The 18,927-nt window shown below is 71.0% G+C and carries 14 protein-coding genes and 2 pseudogenes; 9 read left to right on the forward strand and 7 right to left on the reverse strand.

Annotated elements, in window-relative coordinates; genetic code table 11:
* Positions 1–17 precede the first annotated feature (17 nt).
* Entirely contained in the window at positions 18–743 is a 726-nt protein-coding gene (locus ACZ4VK_RS09430) for a hypothetical protein (RefSeq protein ID WP_468350185.1), read from the forward strand.
* 33 nt (positions 744–776) lie between these two features.
* On the opposite strand, the pseudogene ACZ4VK_RS09435 reads toward ACZ4VK_RS09430, so the two are convergent.
* A pseudogene (locus tag ACZ4VK_RS09435) lies at positions 777–1,571 on the reverse strand (IS5 family transposase).
* A gap of 220 nt (positions 1,572–1,791) precedes the next feature.
* Between ACZ4VK_RS09435 and ACZ4VK_RS09440 the strand changes: the two are divergent.
* Positions 1,792–2,202 carry a hypothetical protein gene (locus tag ACZ4VK_RS09440; RefSeq protein WP_468350187.1) on the forward strand — a complete coding sequence of 137 codons (411 nt, stop codon included), beginning with the start codon at positions 1,792–1,794 and terminating at the stop codon, positions 2,200–2,202.
* 12 nt (positions 2,203–2,214) lie between these two features.
* Here the strand turns inward: ACZ4VK_RS09440 and ACZ4VK_RS09445 are convergent.
* The 3 genes and pseudogenes from ACZ4VK_RS09445 to ACZ4VK_RS09455 form a co-directional block, all read right to left on the reverse strand.
* Positions 2,215–2,409: pseudogene (locus tag ACZ4VK_RS09445) on the reverse strand (hypothetical protein); the annotation flags it as partial.
* Between the two features lie 1,415 nt (positions 2,410–3,824).
* On the reverse strand, positions 3,825–5,135 hold the full coding sequence (locus ACZ4VK_RS09450; protein ID WP_468350189.1) for a pentapeptide repeat-containing protein: 1,311 nt from the start codon (positions 5,133–5,135) through the stop codon (positions 3,825–3,827).
* Positions 5,136–5,353: 218 nt separating this feature from the next.
* Entirely contained in the window at positions 5,354–7,033 is a 1,680-nt protein-coding gene (locus ACZ4VK_RS09455; protein ID WP_468350191.1) for an acyl-CoA synthetase, read from the reverse strand.
* A 165-nt stretch (positions 7,034–7,198) separates the two neighbouring features.
* On the opposite strand from ACZ4VK_RS09455, the gene ACZ4VK_RS09460 reads away from it, so the two are divergent.
* The 7 genes from ACZ4VK_RS09460 to ACZ4VK_RS09490 all read left to right on the forward strand — a co-directional run bounded on the left by ACZ4VK_RS09460 (position 7,199) and on the right by ACZ4VK_RS09490 (position 12,915).
* Positions 7,199–7,999, forward strand: a complete 801-nt coding sequence (locus tag ACZ4VK_RS09460) for a crotonase/enoyl-CoA hydratase family protein (protein WP_468350193.1) — start codon at positions 7,199–7,201, stop codon at positions 7,997–7,999.
* 129 nt (positions 8,000–8,128) lie between these two features.
* Positions 8,129–9,097 (forward strand): Zn-ribbon domain-containing OB-fold protein, encoded by a 969-nt coding sequence (locus ACZ4VK_RS09465; RefSeq protein WP_468350195.1) that lies wholly within the window; start codon positions 8,129–8,131, stop codon positions 9,095–9,097.
* Positions 9,094–10,158 (forward strand): thiolase domain-containing protein, encoded by a 1,065-nt coding sequence (locus tag ACZ4VK_RS09470; protein WP_468350196.1) that lies wholly within the window; start codon positions 9,094–9,096, stop codon positions 10,156–10,158. Before ACZ4VK_RS09465 ends, ACZ4VK_RS09470 begins: the two co-directional genes overlap by 4 nt.
* Positions 10,155–11,318 (forward strand): thiolase domain-containing protein, encoded by a 1,164-nt coding sequence (locus ACZ4VK_RS09475; RefSeq protein WP_468350198.1) that lies wholly within the window; start codon positions 10,155–10,157, stop codon positions 11,316–11,318. Before ACZ4VK_RS09470 ends, ACZ4VK_RS09475 begins: the two co-directional genes overlap by 4 nt.
* A 30-nt stretch (positions 11,319–11,348) precedes the next feature.
* Positions 11,349–11,786, forward strand: a complete 438-nt coding sequence (locus ACZ4VK_RS09480; protein WP_468350200.1) for an ACT domain-containing protein — start codon at positions 11,349–11,351, stop codon at positions 11,784–11,786.
* Between the two features lie 244 nt (positions 11,787–12,030).
* A complete protein-coding gene (locus ACZ4VK_RS09485; protein ID WP_468350202.1) occupies positions 12,031–12,531 on the forward strand; it encodes a hypothetical protein in 501 nt (166 codons plus the stop codon).
* Between the two features lie 18 nt (positions 12,532–12,549).
* Complete coding sequence (locus ACZ4VK_RS09490) at positions 12,550–12,915, forward strand: RNA-binding S4 domain-containing protein (RefSeq protein ID WP_468350204.1); 366 nt, start codon at positions 12,550–12,552, stop codon at positions 12,913–12,915.
* A 59-nt stretch (positions 12,916–12,974) separates the two neighbouring features.
* Here the strand turns inward: ACZ4VK_RS09490 and ACZ4VK_RS09495 are convergent, their stop codons facing one another.
* From ACZ4VK_RS09495 to ACZ4VK_RS09505, 3 genes are all read right to left on the reverse strand, one after another.
* The gene (locus ACZ4VK_RS09495) at positions 12,975–15,176 is read right to left on the reverse strand and encodes a terpene synthase family protein (protein WP_468350206.1); all 2,202 of its coding nucleotides are present in this window, start codon (positions 15,174–15,176) and stop codon (positions 12,975–12,977) included.
* 159 nt (positions 15,177–15,335) lie between these two features.
* Positions 15,336–17,276, reverse strand: a complete 1,941-nt coding sequence (locus tag ACZ4VK_RS09500) for an N-acetylmuramoyl-L-alanine amidase (protein WP_468350208.1) — start codon at positions 17,274–17,276, stop codon at positions 15,336–15,338.
* A gap of 311 nt (positions 17,277–17,587) precedes the next feature.
* The gene (locus ACZ4VK_RS09505) at positions 17,588–18,715 is read right to left on the reverse strand and encodes an aminoglycoside phosphotransferase family protein (RefSeq protein ID WP_468350210.1); all 1,128 of its coding nucleotides are present in this window, start codon (positions 18,713–18,715) and stop codon (positions 17,588–17,590) included.
* Positions 18,716–18,927: the final 212 nt, after the last annotated feature.

The raw sequence follows: 18,927 nt of genomic DNA on the forward strand, positions 1-18,927 counted from the left end.
CAAGGTTCAATACCGACGTGGTCACGTGGACGGATACGCATGATTGCTGGTTTGAGGTCGGTCGTGTTCCGCAGCTCTTGAAGCAGGTCGAGCACGATGATGACCCAGCAGCATGGAAGGAACTGGGGTGGCGGCTCGTTCTCGAGCATGACTTGGTGTCCCCGGCCAGTTTCGCTGCCCTGCCGCGCCTGGTGCGCCTCGCGCCGCGCAGCACGCAGGCACGGCACCTGGCGGGGGAGATTCTCGAACGTGCAGCAGGGCGCCATGGTTGCGATGATCTCCTGGCGGATTGCGCCGACGCCATTGCGGAGTTCCGCGTGGTGCTGGGTCGGCACCTGCGGTCGAGGCCAGCTGACTTCCTTGTGACCTTGCGTGCCCTGCTCGCGGTCGAGGAGGAGTACCACTGGGCGGCGGTCCTTGGCGACTTCGAGGATGACTTCTACCCCTTGACGTGTCCGCACTGTGGCGTCGGGGTCAGGATCGCCATCGGCAACTACGGAAAGTACTCAGCGGCCCAGGACTGGAACCTGGGTGATGTGGAACGAAGGGGTTTGCGGCCGGTGGCCGCCGAGAAACTAACCGGAACTGGCAGGTGGATGTTCGAGCTGGCCGTCCACGCAGGCCAGACGGCACTCGCCGACGGAATTTCTCATCTATTCGGATGTGCGGAATGCCCGCTCTGTGCCAGCGTCTTCAACGTCGCGGACGAGTACACCTCCGCCAACCGTCCGGTCATGCGATAAGCCGCATCAAAACCGACAGGGACTTGGCATCGCTCACGCACGAAGCCAGAGCCGGATCGAAGCGACGGTGACCGTCCCATGAAAGACGTAAGCCCTCTTGTCGAGCCTGGTCGGCCGGCCGCCTTGACTGCCTCACCTTTGACGGTTGGCACGCTGGTCTCCGGGCTCCGGGATGGTGTGCCTGATCTGACGCCGCCGCAGGTAGCTGCGGTTTCGACGCGACGAATAGGCTTTGTCGCCACCAAGGTGGTCGGGCCGAGTACGTGGGCGTCCGCCAGCCGGCCGGGGGACCCGGAGCTGTTCCATCACGGCGATCAACTGCGGGGCATCGCCCCACTGGCCAGGAGTGACGACGAAAGCAAGGGGGCGACGTCCGCCCTCGCCCGACAGATGGATTTTGCAAGTCAGCCCACCCCTCGAGCGGCCCAGGGCCTCATCGGCCTGGTGCCGAACGGGGACGCTACGACTCCCAGGAACTCTTGGCGGACGAGAGTACGCACCTGCCGCGTGCGGGTGAGCTCGGCATGGAGCGGAGTCCACGCTGACCATGCTCCAGTCGATCCGGCCCTCGGTATCGTCGACCTGGACGACTCGCAGGATCCCCTCCCACGTGCCGTCCGCTGACCACCTGCGATGACGGTCATGCACCGTCTTCCACTTCCCAAAACGGAACGGCAGATCCCTCCACGGCAGGCCCGTCCGCTGCCGGAACAGAATCCCGTTGATCACACGGCGGTGGCATTGCCACCGTCCACGTCGGACCACACGCCTGGGCAGGTGAGGTTGCAGCCGAGCCCATTCCTCATCCGAAAGATCACCCCGCCCCATGTCGACCGAAACGATCGACCCGAGGGTGAGTCACACGACCCATCGGACGCGCCCTAGCCACTGGTCGTTGCACGGCCCGGTACCCGTGGACACGATGGCAGGCTAGGCCAAAGCCCGGGTGGTTCTGTTCACGAGTGCCGACGGCAGATGTTCACGACTGTGGAGGTAGGCGTCGGCTGGGCCGCGCACCCACTTCAGCGCCGCCCCGTAGGCTGGTCTGATGTTCGATCGCGTGGAGATCAGGGCGTTGCCGCCGGGTCCCCGGTTCGCTGCCCAGTTGCGGCTCTGGGTCAACGGCGAGGACGTCGTCGAAGAGGCGGTCGGCGAAGGCGGCCGCGGACCGTACGCGGCCGATGCGCTGCCGGCCGGCCGCCCCAGCCCTCTCCGGGCGACCAGCGAGGCGCACCGCCTGGAGCTGGGCGAACCGGACTGCACCGGTGGCTGCTGCGGCTTCCTGACCGTGGTCGTGCAGCGGTTCGGAGAGATCGTGCAGTGGTCGGACTGGGAGGTTCCGTGGAAGTCGCACCCCGACATGCCCCACCCTCCGCCGGAGCTCCACTTCGACGCGAGTCAGTACGACGCCGAAGTGGCTCGCGCTGAGGCGGACTGCTGGCGGCAGGTGCACCCGTAGCCCAGCAGGGCGCGCCTTTGCCTCCAGGTGCCGCATCACCGCGGTGAGCATCGTCGTGCGCTTCGGCTCCGCCGCCCGCTCCAACAGTGGCGCCTTCGACCCCAGCGCGTACCGAGCTAGCGCCGCCATCCGGTTCGGTGGGATCTGCGACAACTTCAGCCGACCGAGCCGGTACGCGCCGATCTCGTCCACCCGCTCCACGGCTCGAACGCCAGTTTCCTGTCCTCAGAGCTGGAAAGTTCACCCACGGGTTAACTATGGGGCCGGGTGTCGGAGGGAAACGCCCCTCCGACACCCGGCCGGACAGGTCTTGCAGGACCGTGTCCGACAACACGAAGGTCAATCCCCATGGCGGAGCTGACCATTGCCCCCACTGGCACCACCGAGCTCCACTGCCGCTTCCCGGGCCAGGTCAAGCCCCAGCCCGCCTACCCCCCCTGGAGCTCGACCTGAAGACCGGTCGCCTGTACGCGGACACCAACTCCCTGGTCGGCGGCGCCCGCCCGTTCTCCGTCTGCTACGGCTTCGACCGCCGTTACGCGATCCCGGCGCTGACCGGCGAGGCCGCGGACCGCCTGATGGAGGAGGTCCGGCCGCTGGCCCAGCGGATCCTCGACGACTGGAGCGAAGGTCACTGCCCTCCCAGGCGGCACTCGACAGACGCGCCGCGCGAGATGACGCCGCCTGGGCGCAAGGACTCACGGCGGCCGCGTCTTTCCACCAGGAACACGGCCACCTCCCCTGCGGGCGATACGAGGCAGGGCCGGCGGCCCGCGCCGCAGTGGTGGCGCTGCGGGGGCCGCGTGCCGTCCACCCTGCCACCGGGCAGGTCAGGTACGGCCTCGGAGACCAAGACGCGTGATCCCCCTCCTCCGCGGCACCTGGCACACCCCCTGAACCATGCAAGCCCCTGACCAGGGAAAACGCCGGAACCAGAGCAGGGAAACGCCCCTTACAGCAACACGGAATAGCAGCACGGACTCGTACCAATATTGGTACGTGAACCGTACGGCGAATCGGTAGGGCGGAATCACTACCAATGAATCCTGTAGAGCAGACGACATCGATCTGCGCAGATTGCTAGATTGGGGTCACAAGCCAGCGTACTGAGCAGTGCGCTAGGTTGGCCGGTCGGCCGGCCCCGACTGGGGCGCTGGCCAGCAAAATGGGGCCAGCGCCCGACTGGTTGTCGGACGCTGGCATGTGGGGCCGTCAGGTCAGCATGCCGCTGATCCACTGGGTCAGGTCCAGCTGCAACTGGGCCAAGGCGACCAAGAGGATCAACAGCTGCAGTCCTGACGGTTCTTCCTGGTACGGCACTTCCGCTCCTACCGCTCAACACGGACCCGGCTGGCTGCCGGGCGGAACCACTTCGACTCCGCGCGCGGGAGTCGAAGTAACTGAGCGTGTGCCGTAGTTCGTCACTCTAGTAGCCGACGTGCGCCTATCCGGCCCGATTCCTGTAAATGGGGTACGGAGTGGAACATCCAGTAGCGACGTGCACCCCCAGACCTCCGGAACAGGCAGACGCCCACCTCCGCACGGCGGGCGCCGTCACACCGGGAACACGGGGTCTGAGGAACATCGGTGTCAGATCATGCTCTAAGCCTCCGTCCGCCTGGCTAGCGGCCGGCGGGCAACCAGGTCTGGGACAGGCGGACAGTCCCAGGAGCACCCCTACCGACGGCAGCGAGAAGTCCGTCGGGAGCCAGGCCACTCGCCTGGTCGAAGGACACCTGGCTGCCGGAGAACGTCGCGGTGTCGAAGGACACCTCGCTGCCGGAGAACGTCGCGCCGCTGAAGGACACCTCGCCGCCGCAGAACGTCGCGTAGTGGAAGGACACCTCGCTGCCGGAGAACCTTGCGCTGCCGAAGGACACCTCTCCGCCGGAGAACGTCGCTCTGCCGAAGGACACCTCTCCGCCGGAGAACGTCGCTCTGCCGAAGGACACCCAGCTGCCGGAGAACCTCGCGCCGCCGAAGGACACATCGCCGCCGCAGAACACCGCGCGGCCGAAGGACACCTCGCTGCCGGAGAACCTCGCGGCGCCGAAGGACATCTCGCCGCCCAAGAACGTCGCGTCGCAGAAGGAGACCCTGCCGCTGGAGAAGATCGTGTGGTTGAAGGAGACCTTGCCCCTGGAGAACGTCGCGGTGTCGAAGGACACATCGCCGCCGGAGAGCGTCGCGCTGTCGAAGAGCACCTCGCCGCCCAAGAACACCGCGCCGTCGAAGAGCACCTCGCCGCCGGAGAACGTCGCGTGGGTGAAGGACACCTTGCTGCCGGAGAACGTCGCGCTGTCGAAGAGCACCCTGCCGCCGGAGAACGTCGCACCGTCGAAGGAGATGTCGCAGTCGATGGTGACGTCGGTGAGGTCGAGGTCGCAGCCCTGCCAGGAGCGGTAAGTGCCCCGCGGGAGGCTGTAGTGGCCGCCGATGAGACGCAGGATGGTGTGCCGGACCTTGCGGAAGGCCAGGTAGCGGTGGTGTTCCTCTTGGTGGGCTGGGTCGTCGCCCGGGTCGGGGGTGAAGGGAAGTTGGAGGTAGGCGCACAGGACATCGATGCAGGTCTGGCGCAGGCTGTCGTCAGGGGCATCGTCGGCGAGGCCGGCCAGGGCGTGGACTCCGCCGAGCCGGACGGCCGGCGAGTCCGAGCCGAGTTTGTCGACGGCTTGGGAGAAGCGCTCTGTGTGGAGCCGGGTGGCTTCGCGGTGGGCCCCGGCCTCGTCGACACGCTGGCGGCGGTAGGCGACGACCAGGGCAACGAGCGCACCAGCCCCGGCGACCACTCCGAAGGAGAGTTTCACCAGGTCGAAGAGCGTTTTCGCGTCGAGCTTCGCAGTGTTGTCGATCTCCTGGACGTTCAGCAGAACGACCAGACCGTAAAAGACGCCGCCCGATATCAGGACTGCGGTGACGAAGATGACCGTCAAGGCCCGGCCGACCTTCCACAGTCGTAGCTCCTGTTCGTTCGGGGCTGGTCGCAGTCGACGAATGGGTGTCATGAGGATGGAGACAAGGCTCGGGGGCATGCGGTTGCAGTGCTCTTGACCAGGTACGGCCCCAGCTCATTCCGGCTTCGAGCCGGGAACTCCAGGGCCTGATCCGACGCCAATGGGTCGGACGGACAGGCTCAGGGCCTGATTCGACCCTAAAACCTGTGCGGCCCCGATCCGCCGGACAGGCCCTGGACGGGGGACTTCCCGGAGTCCGCCGCGTCCGCGTCCACCGCCACCGTGCGGGCCCAGCGGTAGTCCGCCTTGCCGCTGGGAGAGCGCTGGATGCGGTCGGTCAGTACCAGCTGGCGGGGCACCTTGTACCCGGCGAGGCGGGGACGGCAGTGGGTCTGCAGGGCCTCCAGGTCCAGCGGCGGGGCGTCGGGCCGTAGCTGGACGACCGCGGCGACGTGGTTGCCCCAGCGGGCGTCGGGCACTCCGGCGACGAGCGCGTCGTACACGTCGGGGTGGGACTTCAGGGCCTGCTCCACCTCCTCCGGGTAGACCTTCTCGCCGCCCGTGTTGATGCACTGGGAGCCGCGCCCGAGGACGGTGACCACCCCGGTCTCGTCGACGGTCGCCATGTCCCCGAGGAGCACCCACCGCACCCCGTCGCGCTCGAAGAAGGTCTCGGCGGTCTTGGCCGGGTCGTTGTAGTAGCCGAGCGGCACGTGACCGCGCTGGGCGAGCCGGCCGGTCTCGCCGGGAGCGACCGGCGCGCGGGTCGCCGGGTCGACGACCTGCGTGCGTTCGTTGACGTGGAGCCGGAAGCCCCTGGCGGGACCGGAGTCGTCGGTGGCGCGGCCGTTGGACCCCGATTCGGTGGAGCCGAAGTTGTTGAGGAGCAGGACGTTCGGCATCAGCTCCTGGAGCTGGGCCCGCACGGTGTCGGACATGATCGCCCCGGATGAGGACAGGCTGAACAGGGCCGAGAGGTCCGTGCCCTTGAGCGGCCCGCGCAGCGCGTCCACAAGCGGCCGCAGCATCGCGTCCCCGACCAGGGAGATGCTGGAGACCTTCTCCTTCTCCAGGGTGCGGAGGACTTCCTCGGGCACGTACTTGCGGTGCAGGACGACCCGCTGCCCGTAGTGGAACGCGATGAACGCGGTCAGGGTGGACGTGCCGTGCATGAGCGGCGGTGCGGGGAAGAAGGTGAGGCCGGCGCCGCCGGCCGCGACCCGCTCGGCCAGCTCCTCGGGGCGTTTCACGGGCTCGCCCGAGGGGTCTCCGCCGAACAGGCCCGCGAAGAACAGGTCCTCCTGGCGCCAGAGGACGCCCTTGGGCATCCCGGTCGTGCCGCCGGTGTAGATGATGAAGAGGTCGTCGGCCGAGCGGGGCCCGAAACCCCGCTCCGGTGAGCCGGCGGCCTCCGCCTCGGCGTACGGCACGCAGTCGAGGGCGGCCGCCCCCTCGGGAGGGGCCCCCACGCGCACGAGGTGGCGCAGCTTCTCCGTCCGCGGCAGCGCCGCCGCGACCCGGTCGGTGAACTCGGCGTCGAAGACGAGCGCGGCGAGGTCGGCGTCCCGGTACAGGTGGACGAGCTCCTCCTCCACGTACCGGTAGTTCACGTTGACCGGCACGATCCGCGCCTTGAGGCAGGCGAGGACGGTCTGCAGGTACTCGACGCCGTTGTAGAGGTGGAGCCCGAGGTGTTCACCGGGCCGGAGGCCCGCGTCGGTGAGGTGGTGGGCGATCCGGTTGGCCGCGGCGTCCAGGTCGGCGTAGGTGAGCCGCCGTTCCGCGCCCGTGCCCGGATGGTCGACGTACACCAGCGCCTCGCGGTCGGGAACCACGTCGACGACCGATTCGAACAGGTCGGCAAGGTTGTACTCCACCGTTCCTCCTGACCCCGGTACGTGCGGACTCGGGCGGTCATTAGAGCGCCGTACGCCGACAGGGGGAAGGGGTCGCGCAGAAGAATCTGACTATGTGTCAGAAAACTATTGAACTGGGCCCCTGGCTACTGCAACCTGTTCCAGAACTGGAGACGGGAGATCCCCATGGGTGGCACCGAACACCTCGGCGTGCGGCGCGAAGGCGCCACGCTCGTACTCACCTTGAACCGGCCCGAGGCCAAGAACGCCCTCTCGCTGCCGATGCTCGTCGGCCTCTACGACGGCTGGCTCGAGGCCGACGCCGACGACGGAATCCGCTCCGTCGTCCTCACCGGCGCGGGCGGCGCCTTCTGCGCCGGCATGGACCTCAAGGCCCTGGCCGGCCAGGGCATGGCGGGCGAGCAGTACCGGGACCGCCTCAAGGCCGACCCCGACCTGCACTGGAAGGCGATGCTGCGCCACCACCGCCCCCGCAAACCCGTCATCGCCGCCGTCGAGGGCTACTGCGTCGCCGGAGGCACCGAGATCCTCCAGGGCACCGACATCCGGGTCGCGGCCGCCTCCGCCACCTTCGGCCTCTTCGAGGTCCGGCGCGGCCTCTTCCCCATCGGTGGCTCCACCGTCCGGCTGCCCCGCCAGATCCCCCGCACCCACGCCCTCGACATGCTCCTCACCGGCCGCCCGTACACCGCCGAGGAAGCCGCCCGCATCGGCCTCGTCGGCCGGGTCGTCCCCGACGGCACCGCGCTCGACACCGCCCTCGACATCGCCGAACGTGTCAACGCGTGCGGGCCGCTGGCCGTCGAGGCGGTCAAGGCGTCCGTCTACGAGACGGCCGAGATGACGGAGACGGAGGGGCTGGCCGCGGAGCTGGAACGGGGGTGGCCGATCTTCGACACGGCGGACGCGAAGGAAGGGGCGAGGGCGTTCGCGGAGAAACGGGCGGCGGTCTACCGGCGGGAGTGAGCTCTTCCCCACCCCGGCCCTTCCCGAAACCGGGGGCTCCGCCCCCGGACCCCCGCGCCTCACACGCCGGCGGGGCTGAAGCTTCCGCCGCCGGGCGGAAACTCAGCCCGCCGATAAAGGAGCCGTCCCATGACAGCCGCCGCACCCCCGCCCGAGACCCTCCGTGCCCCCCTCACCGTCGAATTCCCCTTCACCCGCTCCCTCAGCCCTCTCCAGTCCGCCTTCCTCACCGGCCTCCGCGAGCGCACCCTCCTCGGCGTCCGCACCGAGGCCGGCGACGTCCTCGTCCCTCCCGTCGAGTACGACCCCGCCACCGCCGCCGAGCTCCGCGACCTCGTCGAGGTCGGCGCCACCGGCACCATCACCACCTGGGCCTGGAACCCCGCGCCCCGCCCCGGCCAGCCCCTCGCGACCCCCTTCGCCTGGGTCCTCGTCCGCCTCGACGGCGCCGACACCGCCCTCCTGCACGCCCTCGACGCGCCGGGACCCGAAGCCGTCCGCACCGGACTGCGGGTCCGCGTCCGCTGGGCCGCCGAACGGTCCGGCGCCATCACGGACATCGCGTGCTTCGAGCCGTACGACAGCGACAGCACCCCCGGCCGCGAACCCACCCCGCACACGGGCGAGTTCGACGACCCCGTCACCGGCATCGTCGCCCCCGCCCGCCTCGACTACACCTACAGCCCCGGCCGCGCCCAGACCTGCTATCTGCACGCGCTCGCCGAGCGCCGCACCGTCGGCGAACGCTGCCCGTCCTGCGCCAAGGTGTACGTCCCGCCCCGCGGCGCCTGCCCCACCTGCGGCGTCGCGACCACCGACCAGGTCGAGGTCGGCCCCCGGGGCACCGTCACCACGTACTGCATCGTCAACATCAAGGCGAAGAACGCCGAGATCGAGGTCCCGTACGTCTACGCCCACATCGCCCTCGACGGCGCCGGCCTCGCCCTCCACGGCCGTATCGCCGGCATCCCCTACGACCAGGTCCGCATGGGCCTGCGCGTCGAACCCGTCTGGAGCGACGACGGCCGCTACCCCGACCACTACCGGCCCACCGGCGAACCCGACGCCGACTACGACACCTACAAGGAGCTGCTGTGACGCCGCACCGGCCCGGCCGTGAGGTGGCGATCGTCGCCTTCGCCCAGAGCGACCACCGCCGCCGCACCGACGACCTCTCCGAGGTCGAGATGGTCATGCCCGTCCTCCACGAGGTGCTCCGGCAGACCGGGCTCACGACCTCGGACATCGGCTTCACCTGCTCCGGCTCCTCCGACTACCTCGCCGGCCGCGCCTTCTCCTTCACCATGGCCCTCGACGGCGTCGGTGCCTGGCCGCCGATCTCCGAGTCCCACGTCGAGACCGACGGCGCCTGGGCGCTGTACGAAGCCTGGGTGAAGCTCCTCACCGGCGAGGCCGACACCGCCCTCGTCTACTCCTACGGCAAGTCCTCGCCCGGCTCCGTCCGCGACGTCCTCACCCGCCAGCTCGACCCCTACTACCTCGCCCCCCTCTGGCCCGACTCCGTCGCCCTCGCCGCCCTCCAGGCACAGGCGCTCGTCGACGCGGGCGACACCGACGAACCCGCCCTCGCCGCCATCGCCGCCCGCAGCCGGGAGGACGCCACGGCGAACCCCCACGCCCAGCTGCCCGGCACCCGCCCCCAGGGCGACTACGTCGTCCGGCCGCTGCGCACCGGCGACTGCCCGCCCATCGGCGACGGCGCCGCCGCCGTGATCCTCGCCGCCGGGGACAGGGCCCGCGCTCTCTGCGACCGGCCCGCCTGGATCCGGGGCATGGACCACCGCATCGAGGCCCACGCGCTGGGCGTCCGCGACCTCACCGACTCGCCCTCCACCCGCCTCGCCGCGGAACGCGCCGGCGCCTTCGAGCGGCCCGTCGACACCGCCGAACTCCACGCGCCCTTCACCTCCCAGGAGGTCGTGCTCACCAAGGCCCTCGGTCTCGACGACACCGTCCGGATCAACCCCTCGGGCGGCGCCCTCGCCGCCAACCCCGTCATGGCCGCCGGCCTCATCCGGCTCGGCGAGGCCGCCGCCCGCATCCACCGCGGCGCGTCCGACCGCGCCCTCGCCCACGCGACCTCGGGCCCCTGCCTCCAGCAGAACCTGGTCGCCGTCCTGGAAGGGGACCGACAGTGAAGGAACCCGTCGCCGTCGTCGGCATCGGCCAGACCCGGCACGTCGCCGCCCGCAGGGACGTGTCGATCGCCGGACTCGTCCGTGAGGCCGCCTCCCGCGCCCTCGCCGACGCGGAGCTGGCCTGGGCGGACATCGACGCCGTCGTCATCGGCAAGGCCCCCGACTTCTTCGAGGGCGTGATGATGCCGGAGCTGTACCTCGCCGACGCGCTCGGCGCGGTCGGCAAACCCATGCTCCGGGTGCACACCGCCGGTTCCGTCGGCGGCTCCACCGCGCTCGTCGCCGCCAACCTGGTCGCCGCGCGCGTCCACCGGACCGTCCTCACCCTCGCGTTCGAGAAGCAGTCCGAGTCCAACGCCATGTGGGGTCTCTCGCTGCCCGTCCCCTTCCAGCAGCCGCTGCTCGCCGGCGCGGGAGGCTTCTTCGCCCCGCACGTCCGGGCCTATATGCGCCGCACCGGCGCCCCCGACACGATCGGCTCCCTCGTCGCGTACAAGGACCGGCGCAACGCGCTCCTGAACCCGTACGCCCACCTCCACGAGCACGGCCTCACCCTGGAGAAGGTGCAGGCCTCCCCGATGCTCTGGGACCCCATCCGCTACTCCGAGACCTGCCCCTCCTCGGACGGCGCCTGCGCGATGGTCCTCACCGACCGTACGGGCGCGGCCCGTTCACCCCGGCCGCCCGCCTGGGTGCACGGCGGCGCGATGCGCAGCGAACCGACGCTCTTCGCGGGCAAGGACTTCGTCTCGCCGCGGGCCGGACGGGACTGCGCCGCCGACGTCTACCGGCAGGCCGGCATCACCGACCCCCGGCGGGAGATCGACGCCGTCGAGATGTACGTGCCCTTCTCCTGGTACGAGCCGATGTGGCTGGAGAACCTCGGCTTCGCCGAGGAGGGCGAGGGCTGGAAGCTCACCGAGGCCGGCGTCACCGAACTCGACGGCGACCTGCCCGTGAACCCCTCCGGCGGAGTGCTCTCCACCAACCCCATCGGAGCCTCCGGCATGATCCGCTTCGCCGAGGCCGCCCTCCAGGTACGCGGGCAGGCGGGCGAGCACCAGGTCGACGGCGCGCACCGGGCCCTCGGGCACGCCTACGGCGGCGGTGCGCAGTTCTTCTCCATGTGGCTCGTGGGGGACACCCCGCCCGCCGGCTGAGCCACGGCGCGGACGCCTACCCTGGGCCCCATGAACGCGGAACGTGATCTGACCCGGCTCCTCGCCGGGATGCGGCCGGAACTCGACCCCGGCCGCTATGTCTTCACCACGGTGACCGGCCCCGCACCGGCCGGCGTCGCCCCGGTCGTCACCGTCACGGAGCCCGAGGGGCTCACCCTCGTCGTACGCCAGGAGGAGGCGGACGCCGCCGGCCTCGCCTATGACTACGTGGCGGGTCGGATCACCCTTCGGGTGCACTCGGCGCTCGACGCCGTGGGGCTCACGGCCGCCGTCGCGAGCGAGCTCGCCGCGGCCGGCATGAGCTGCAACGTGGTGGCCGGATACCACCATGACCACCTCTTCGTCGAACACGCCCGCGCCGAGGAGGCGTTGGCCGTCCTGATCCGGCTCGCCGAGGGCACGGAACCGTCGTCGGCGCCGCCGCCCGGCACGGGAAGCCCCGCGTGAGCGCTCGGGCGCGCGCGGTGACCGCCGCAGAGGGGGGCGGCATGCTCACTGTCCGTAAGAGCCGCCACGCCACCTTCAGGTTCCCAGGGCACGGCCGGGGATTCCCGGCCGTGCCCTCGCGGCCGGCCGCCGCAAAGCGGTCCGGGAGGGCCTGAGGGGGCCTCCCGGAAGCCGCCGGACGGGCCTCGTCGCCCCGAGCCGCCCGGCGCGTCGCATCGCGCGCCCGGGCACGTACCATGGCCGTATGTCCTTCCTCCGCCGCCGCAGCGCCGCCACACCCGCGGGCCCGGACTTCGATGTCCTGGCCATGGACCCGGGGGACTGGCCCGGCAACCTCGGCGCCGGTCTGCTGCCCGCCCCCGACGGCTCCTGCCAGGGCGTCTTCCTCCGGTACGACCTGTTCGGCGGCCGGGGCCCCGCGATGATCATCGGCAACCTCCCGGAGGGCTCGCCGGCGCGCGAGCTCGCGGAGGGCCAGATCCCCTTCGAGGTGGCCCAGCTCCTCGCCGCCCTGGAGAACGACGAGCCGATCGAGGTCCTCGACGCCGAGGACGTCCCGGTGATGCAGGGCGACAACCTCCTGATCGTCCGCCGCCTCAAGCTCTCCGAGAGCCGCATCTCCTGCGTGCAGTTCGACCGCAGCGACAACGTCCTCGTGACGATCGCCAGTTGGGACCGGCCGATCACCGACGACCTGTACGCGCTGCTCAAGCCACTGCCCGCCGAGCTGTTCCAGCAGGGCTGACCGGGGAAGCGGGGGCCGATGAGCGCACGCGTCGACAGCTGGGTCTGGGCGGTCCGTCTCACCAAGACCCGCTCGCAGGCCGCGGCGGCCTGCCGGGCCGGGCACGTCAAGGTCAACGGAGAGCGGGCCAAGCCCGCCCAGCCGGTCAAGCCCGGCGACGAGGTCCGGATCTTCCACGGCGGCCGTGAGTGGATCGTCGAGGTCAAGGAGCTCCACACCAAGCGCGTGGGGCCGCCGGTCGCCGTCGAGGCGTACGTCGACAACAGTCCGCCCCCGCCGCCGCGCGAGCAGGTGGCCGTCGCCGCCGTCCGCGACCGTGGTGCGGGCCGCCCCACCAAGCGCGACCGCAGGGAACTGGACGAGCTGCGCGGCCGTCGCCCCTGACGCGAGCCGGTACGAGAAGGCCGCCCCCGGGACACTCCCGGAGGCGGCCTTCTCGCCTGTCAGCGCGTGGCGGAGCCGAGCAGCGCGCCCACCCGTGCGGCCGAGGTGCCGAGCCCCGTCGGGCCGCGGCCGATCAGCGCGGTGCCGCTGCCCGCGTGGACGTCCTCGGCCCGGTAACGCCGTACGTTCCGATGCCAGTTGAGGATGCCCGCCAGCCAGTCCTCCAGCTGCCGCAGATACGCCCCGAAGGCCTCACGTCCGGCCGCGTCAAGGCCGAACTCCTCGAACATCACGGGGACTTCGCGCTGCTTCAGGTGCTCGTACTGACGCAGCCTCCCCCGCATCAGGTCGTCGACCATGGCCATGGCCGTCGGGTAGTCGCAGTCGAAGAACTTCTGGAGCACGAGCACGCCGTTGTGCACCTCGCCCTCGACCTCGATCTCCTTCTGGTACGAGAAGAGGTCGTTGATCAGCGCCCCGTAGTCCATGACCGCGTTCTCCAGGGCGCGCACCGTCCCCGAGCGGTACAGCTCCGGCGGCAGCGCCTCGGTCTGCCGCAGCCTGCACATCAGCATGGTGAGTTCCGAGCCGAAGGTGCTGCGGCGCATCTCGATGTAGTCCACGGGGTCGGGCACCCGGTGCTGCGCCTGGTTGTGCAGCTCCCACATCCAGCTGTCCAGCATCACGTCGAGCGCGAACCGCAGCTGGGCGCGCGCCTCCGACGTCATGGGGCCGGCGGTCCGTGCCCAGAGGTCGGCGAGCGCACGCTCCATCGGGTTCCCGGCGAGCGCGGCCCCGGCGCCCGGATCCTCCACCGGAAGGCAGGCCTTGAACCGGTCGGTCTGCTCCTTCGCGGCGGCGAGGTTGCGGGACCTTCCGAAGACGAACGGGTAGTAGTCGTCCCCGTACGTCCCCCAGATCAGCCACTCGGCGCTGAGCTCCAGTTCCTCCGGGGTGGCGTCCGGATCGAGCCCCGCCGAGCAGAGCGCGAGGTCGAAGCCCTCCATCATCGGGCGGTCCCAGATGTCCCCGAGGAGCCCCATCCGCTCGGCCCAGTCCTCGGAGCGCCGCTTCGCCTCCCGATGGTGCGGGCTGAGCGTCAGCGCGTACGGCAGGTCGAACTCCGGCAGCAGCGACGGGCCGACGTACTGGTGCGGCACATGGGTGAGGGTCCGGAGCCGAGAGGCGGCCGGGCGGCCGAAGACGGTCCTGATGTCGAACGCCGAGGTGCCGAGCCCCCCGCCGCCGAGCCGGGAGGGGGCCGCGACCATGCCCTCGTTCATGTACCGGCTGGAGCGCATGTGCCACTCGTGACCGCCGGACTGCCAGTCCTGCAGCCCCTTGGCATACGCCGCCACGGCCGCGCACTCGGCCGGGTCGAGCCCCTTCTCGGCGGCGAGCAGCGGCACCTCGGTCAGGGCCGTGTTCTCGAACTGCTGGAGCCGCGAGGTCAGCAGGTCGTTGACGGCGTCCGCCGCCTCCTGCGTCGTACAGCCGAGGAACCGTTCGAGGACCAGCACGCCGTTGCTGTTCTCGCCCTCGTCCTCCACCTCGCGCTGGTACGAGAAGAGGTCGTTGCGCAGGTGGACGGCGTCGGAGAAGGCGTCCCTGAGCACCCGCAACGGCCGTGAGTACGCCACCTTGGCCGGGACCTCCGCCCCCGCCGCGTACTCGACGAGCCCGGCCGACCAGGGCGCGCCGCCCACCTTGCGGCGCATCTCGATGTACTCGACGGGGTTGGCGACGCGCCCGTCGTTGATGTTGTCGAGCTCCCAGAGCGACTCGTGGAGCAGGTGCTCCGTCGCCTCCGCGAACCGGGTCCGCCAGCCCTCGGACATCGAGGGAACCGTCCGCCGCCACAGGTCGGCGAGGCCCGCCTCGACGGGGTTCGTGGGCTCGGGCATGCCCGTCGCGGGATCCGCCGGCATGAACAGCGGCAGCCGGTCCAGATACGCCTTGCTGCCCGCCCGGTCCTGGGTCCGCTTGAAGACCTCGAGGAAGTGGTCGTCGAAGAAGAACACCCACGTGTACCAGTCCGTGACGAGGTTCAGGGCCTCCTCGTCGCAGTCGGGATGCGTGTACGCGCAGAGCAGCGCGTAGTCATGGGAGTCGAGGTCCTGCTGCTCCCAGACCCCGGAACCCTCCAGCATCCCCATCTGCCGCGCCCAGTCCCGGGTGTGCGTGCGGGCGGCCTCCACATGAGGGTTGAGCCGCGCCGGATACGGAACATAGAAATCCGGCATAACGAAGGGCTGAGGCATGTGCGGAGGGGCCTTCCGGTGAGCACGAGCTGGTTCGGGCCCACCTTTACCCCTCGCCCGTACGGCGCACGCGATCTTCCCAATAGTCCTATGAACGCCGAAGGGGTGGTGTCGGACCGCGCGTCCGGCACCACCCCGCGCCTTTCGGCCACGCCCCCGTCAGGCTCGGGAAACCCGCACGTCAGCGGCCTTCACAAAGGCCACCCGATGGCCGAACTGAATCTGGTAGTACTCCTCCTGCCCCCGGACGACCGTATGCCCGCTGCTGTCGAACACCGGAGCGAAGTAGTACTCGCCCGGGGTGCGGTCGCCCACCACGTACCGCTGACCGGCGAGCAGCTTGTACGGAAGCGGCGACACCGCCTGCACCGGCACGCCCGCCGGATACGCCGAGGCCTCCGGATACGCCCGGCCGTACACCGGCACCGAGTCGAGCCCCTCCCGGGGGGTCAGCACAAGGCCCCGCGCGTTCACCGCGGTCGGCTCCTGCCCCGGATTGTGTAACCACGCCTTCTGCCCGAGGTACCAGACCGCCGTCCAGTCGCCCCGGCGCTCCGCCACCGCGTAGCTCTGCCCCGTCGAGGCGCGCGCCCCGGTGTCGTTCACCCCGGTCGTCGAGGACTGCCCGCCCGGCCGCAGCCCGATGTCCTTCACAAGCGGCGCGTCGGCGCTCGGACCGGTGTGCAGGCGCACCGCCCCGCTGCCGTGCGGCGCGCACGCCTGACCCGCCGCCGTACAGCCCGTGTACACCGGCTGATGGGCGCTGTACGAGGGCCGGATCGTCACCACGCCCGCGTCGGGACCGGCACTCGGGGTGATCGGACGGCCGAGGAGCCGGAAGTAGTGCGCCCAGTCCCAGTACGGCCCGGGGTCCGTGTGCATGCCCCTGATGGTGGACGTCACCGTGCCGGGGACGTTGTCGTGGCCCAGGACGTGCTGCCGGTCCAGGGGGATGTCGTACCGCGCGGCGAGGTACCGCACGAGCCGCGCCGACGTCCGGTACATCGCCTCCGTGTACCAGGAGTCGGGAGAGGTGAGGAAGCCCTCGTGTTCGAGCCCCACCGACTTGGCGTTCACGAACCAGTTGCCCGCGTGCCAGCCCACGTCCTTGAGCGGCAGGTGCTGGGCGATGTGCCCGTCGGAGGAGCGCAGCGAGTACTGCCAGGACACGTACGTCGGATCCTGCACCAGCTTCAGGGTGACGTCCCAGACGGCCTCGGTGTCATGGATGACGATGTAGTCGATCGCCTGGGAGACGGGCCGGTTCGCCTTGTCGTGGTTGCCGTAGTCGCCGTCGCCGAACTCCTCGTACGGCGCCGGGATCCACTCGCACGCCACCGTGCGCGGACACTCCACCGGGCCGTCGGCCGGCCGGCGAAGCCCGAGGTCGGCCACCTGCTCCGTCGCCGGGGCGACCGCCGGCGTGGCCGGCAGGGTCACCACCTGGCCGCTGTCCGTCGTCCGCGTCTCCCCGTTCCGGATCACGTCGAACACGTCGTTCGCGTAGGTCGTCGCCGTCGCCGAGTCGTCCGCCCCCGAGTACCGCGCCACCGCCCCGTACCAGTCGGCCGGGTCCTGGCTCGCCGGACGTCCCGACTCCCGCTGCGCCGCCGCGAGCAGCGCCGCCCCGCCCTCGATGTTCGCCGCCGTGCCGGTGCGCAGCTCCTCCGCCGGAATCCCGGACAGCGCGGACGCCCGCTCCAGGGTCCGCAGCCGCGCCGACAGCGACTCCGCGGCCGGGACCGGCGCCTCGGCACCCGAGCGCACGGCGCGCGAGGAGTCGCCGCGGGGGTCCTCCTCGCCCTCCGAGTGGTGCGGGGCCGCGTCGGCGAGCGCCGTCACCGCGTCCGTCAGATGCATCGGCCCGTAGCCGCCGGTCACGCTCGGCGCACCGCCGTGGCCGTCCCACCGCGACTGGAGGTACGAGACGGCGAGCAGCACGCTCTCCGGTACGCCGTGGCGCGCGGCGGCCCGCGCGAACTGCCCCTGCAGGGAGCCGGCGTCGGGAACGTCGGCGCCGGCCGGAGGGGCGGCGGAGAACAGGGGGAGCAGCAGGGCGGCGGACGCGACGGCGCCCACCGCTCTCGGCAGACGGAGCAAGGCAGCCTCCAGAGGCGGGGGGTGACACGGGGGCGTGCGGGACCGAACCCGTACAGGGGTATCGGCTCCCGGACGATCCGTCAATCACGCCCGCACAGGCGGAAGTTCCCACGTCAGAGCGGGAATGGAGGCCATCTGGCGGAGTTTCGCGGGGACGGGTCCCCGGCCTGGGACGCGTCAGTGGAGTGGACCATTGGCTCCGCTCGCGGAGGTGATCCGGAGCGGGTCGAACCGATGCGCCGCGTCCCGGTGTGTCGGCACCGGGCGCACGGCGCACCCTCCCCCCGTGACCGTCGGTCGGGCCCGCCCGTTCAGCGCGTCCCGACCGCCGCGCGCACGGCCCGCCGTGCCATGGCGCAGTCGTCGTGCAGCCGCCTCAGGAGCAGCCGCTGTTCCTCACCGGGGGCGAGCGCCCCCGAGGGCACCGGTACGGAACCGGCCGGCGGGGCCTCCTTCATCGTGCGCTGCACCGCCGTCTCGTAGGTACGGATCTCCCGCGTCAGGACGATCATCAGGTTCACCAGGAAGGCGTCCCGGGAGGCCGGACCCGCCTGCTGGGCGAGCTGACTGATCTGCCTCCTGGCCAGCGGTGCGTCGGCGAGCACCGCCCACAGCGTCGCCAGGTCGTAGCCGGGGAGGTACCAGCCCGCGTGCTCCCAGTCGACGAGGACGGGCCCGGCGGGGGAGAGGAGGATGTTGGAGAGCAGGGCGTCACCGTGACAGAACTGGCCCATGCCCTGACGGCCGCCCGCGTGCGCCAGACCGTGCAGCAGCTTCTGCAGGTCGTCCCGGTCCCGGTCGGTGAAGAGCCCGAGCTCGTGGTAGCGCGCGATCCGGGTGCCGTAGTCCAGCGGGGCGTCGAAGGTGCCGACCGGCGGCCGCCAGGCGTTGAGCCGGGCGATCGCGCCGAGCGCGGCCCGCACGTCGGCCCGGGGCGGCGCCTCGACGGGGTGGCGCGACAGCGCCGCCGCCCGTCCGGGCATCCGCTCGATCACCAGCGTGCAGTTCTCCGGGTCCGCGGCGATGAGCCGCGGCGCCCGCACCGGCGGACGGTGACGGACGAAGGACCGGTAGGACGCTATCTCGTGCTGGAACCGCTCGACCCACGCGGGGGAGTGGTCCAGTAAACACTTCGCGACCGCCGTGGTCCGCCCGGTCGTCCCCACGATCAGTACGGAGCGACCGCTGCGCCGCAGCACCTGCACGGGGTTGAACTCCGGGCAGATGCGGTGGACGGAGGAGATCGCCCGCTTCAGCTGCGCCCCCTGAGGGCCGGACAGGTCGATTCTTCCGCTGATCGGCTGGGTGCCGGTGCCTCCCGTCCAGCGCCGCGGCCGGACGGCCTGCGGGGCGGGAGCGAGGTACGGACCGGCGCCGGCCGGGACGATGCGGTGCTGCGGCCGGGGCGGGGCGGACACGGAGGACGATGCTGTGTACATGGAGGTGACAGATCCCTTCGTGTGCCGACGAGTTGCGTGCGTCGCCCCGCCCGCCCCCGGGTCCGCACCCTGGGGAATGAGGGCCGGTCGGCGGGGCGGGGTGGCGCGTTCCTACCTGACACCCGGGCGCGGGTGGCGGAACATCGGGCGCACCCTGGCGAACCCTGGCGAATAGTCGCCAGCCCTATGACAGGGGGTTACTGTCAACTCAG

Source organism: Streptomyces sp. NPDC028711 (assembly GCF_055565415.1).

What these genes read in the sequence shown, in the direction of transcription:
- ACZ4VK_RS09440 (WP_468350187.1), top strand. Translation starts at nt 1,792, where the DNA reads ATGTTCGATCGCGTGGAGATCAGGGCGTTGCCGCCGGGTCCCCGGTTC.
- ACZ4VK_RS09460 (WP_468350193.1), top strand. Translation starts at nt 7,199, where the DNA reads ATGGGTGGCACCGAACACCTCGGCGTGCGGCGCGAAGGCGCCACGCTC.
- ACZ4VK_RS09465 (WP_468350195.1), top strand. Translation starts at nt 8,129, where the DNA reads ATGACAGCCGCCGCACCCCCGCCCGAGACCCTCCGTGCCCCCCTCACC.
- ACZ4VK_RS09480 (WP_468350200.1), top strand. Translation starts at nt 11,349, where the DNA reads ATGAACGCGGAACGTGATCTGACCCGGCTCCTCGCCGGGATGCGGCCG.
- ACZ4VK_RS09485 (WP_468350202.1), top strand. Translation starts at nt 12,031, where the DNA reads ATGTCCTTCCTCCGCCGCCGCAGCGCCGCCACACCCGCGGGCCCGGAC.
- ACZ4VK_RS09490 (WP_468350204.1), top strand. Translation starts at nt 12,550, where the DNA reads ATGAGCGCACGCGTCGACAGCTGGGTCTGGGCGGTCCGTCTCACCAAG.
- ACZ4VK_RS09495 (WP_468350206.1), bottom strand. Translation starts at nt 15,176, where the DNA reads ATGCCTCAGCCCTTCGTTATGCCGGATTTCTATGTTCCGTATCCGGCG.
- ACZ4VK_RS09505 (WP_468350210.1), bottom strand. Translation starts at nt 18,715, where the DNA reads ATGTACACAGCATCGTCCTCCGTGTCCGCCCCGCCCCGGCCGCAGCAC.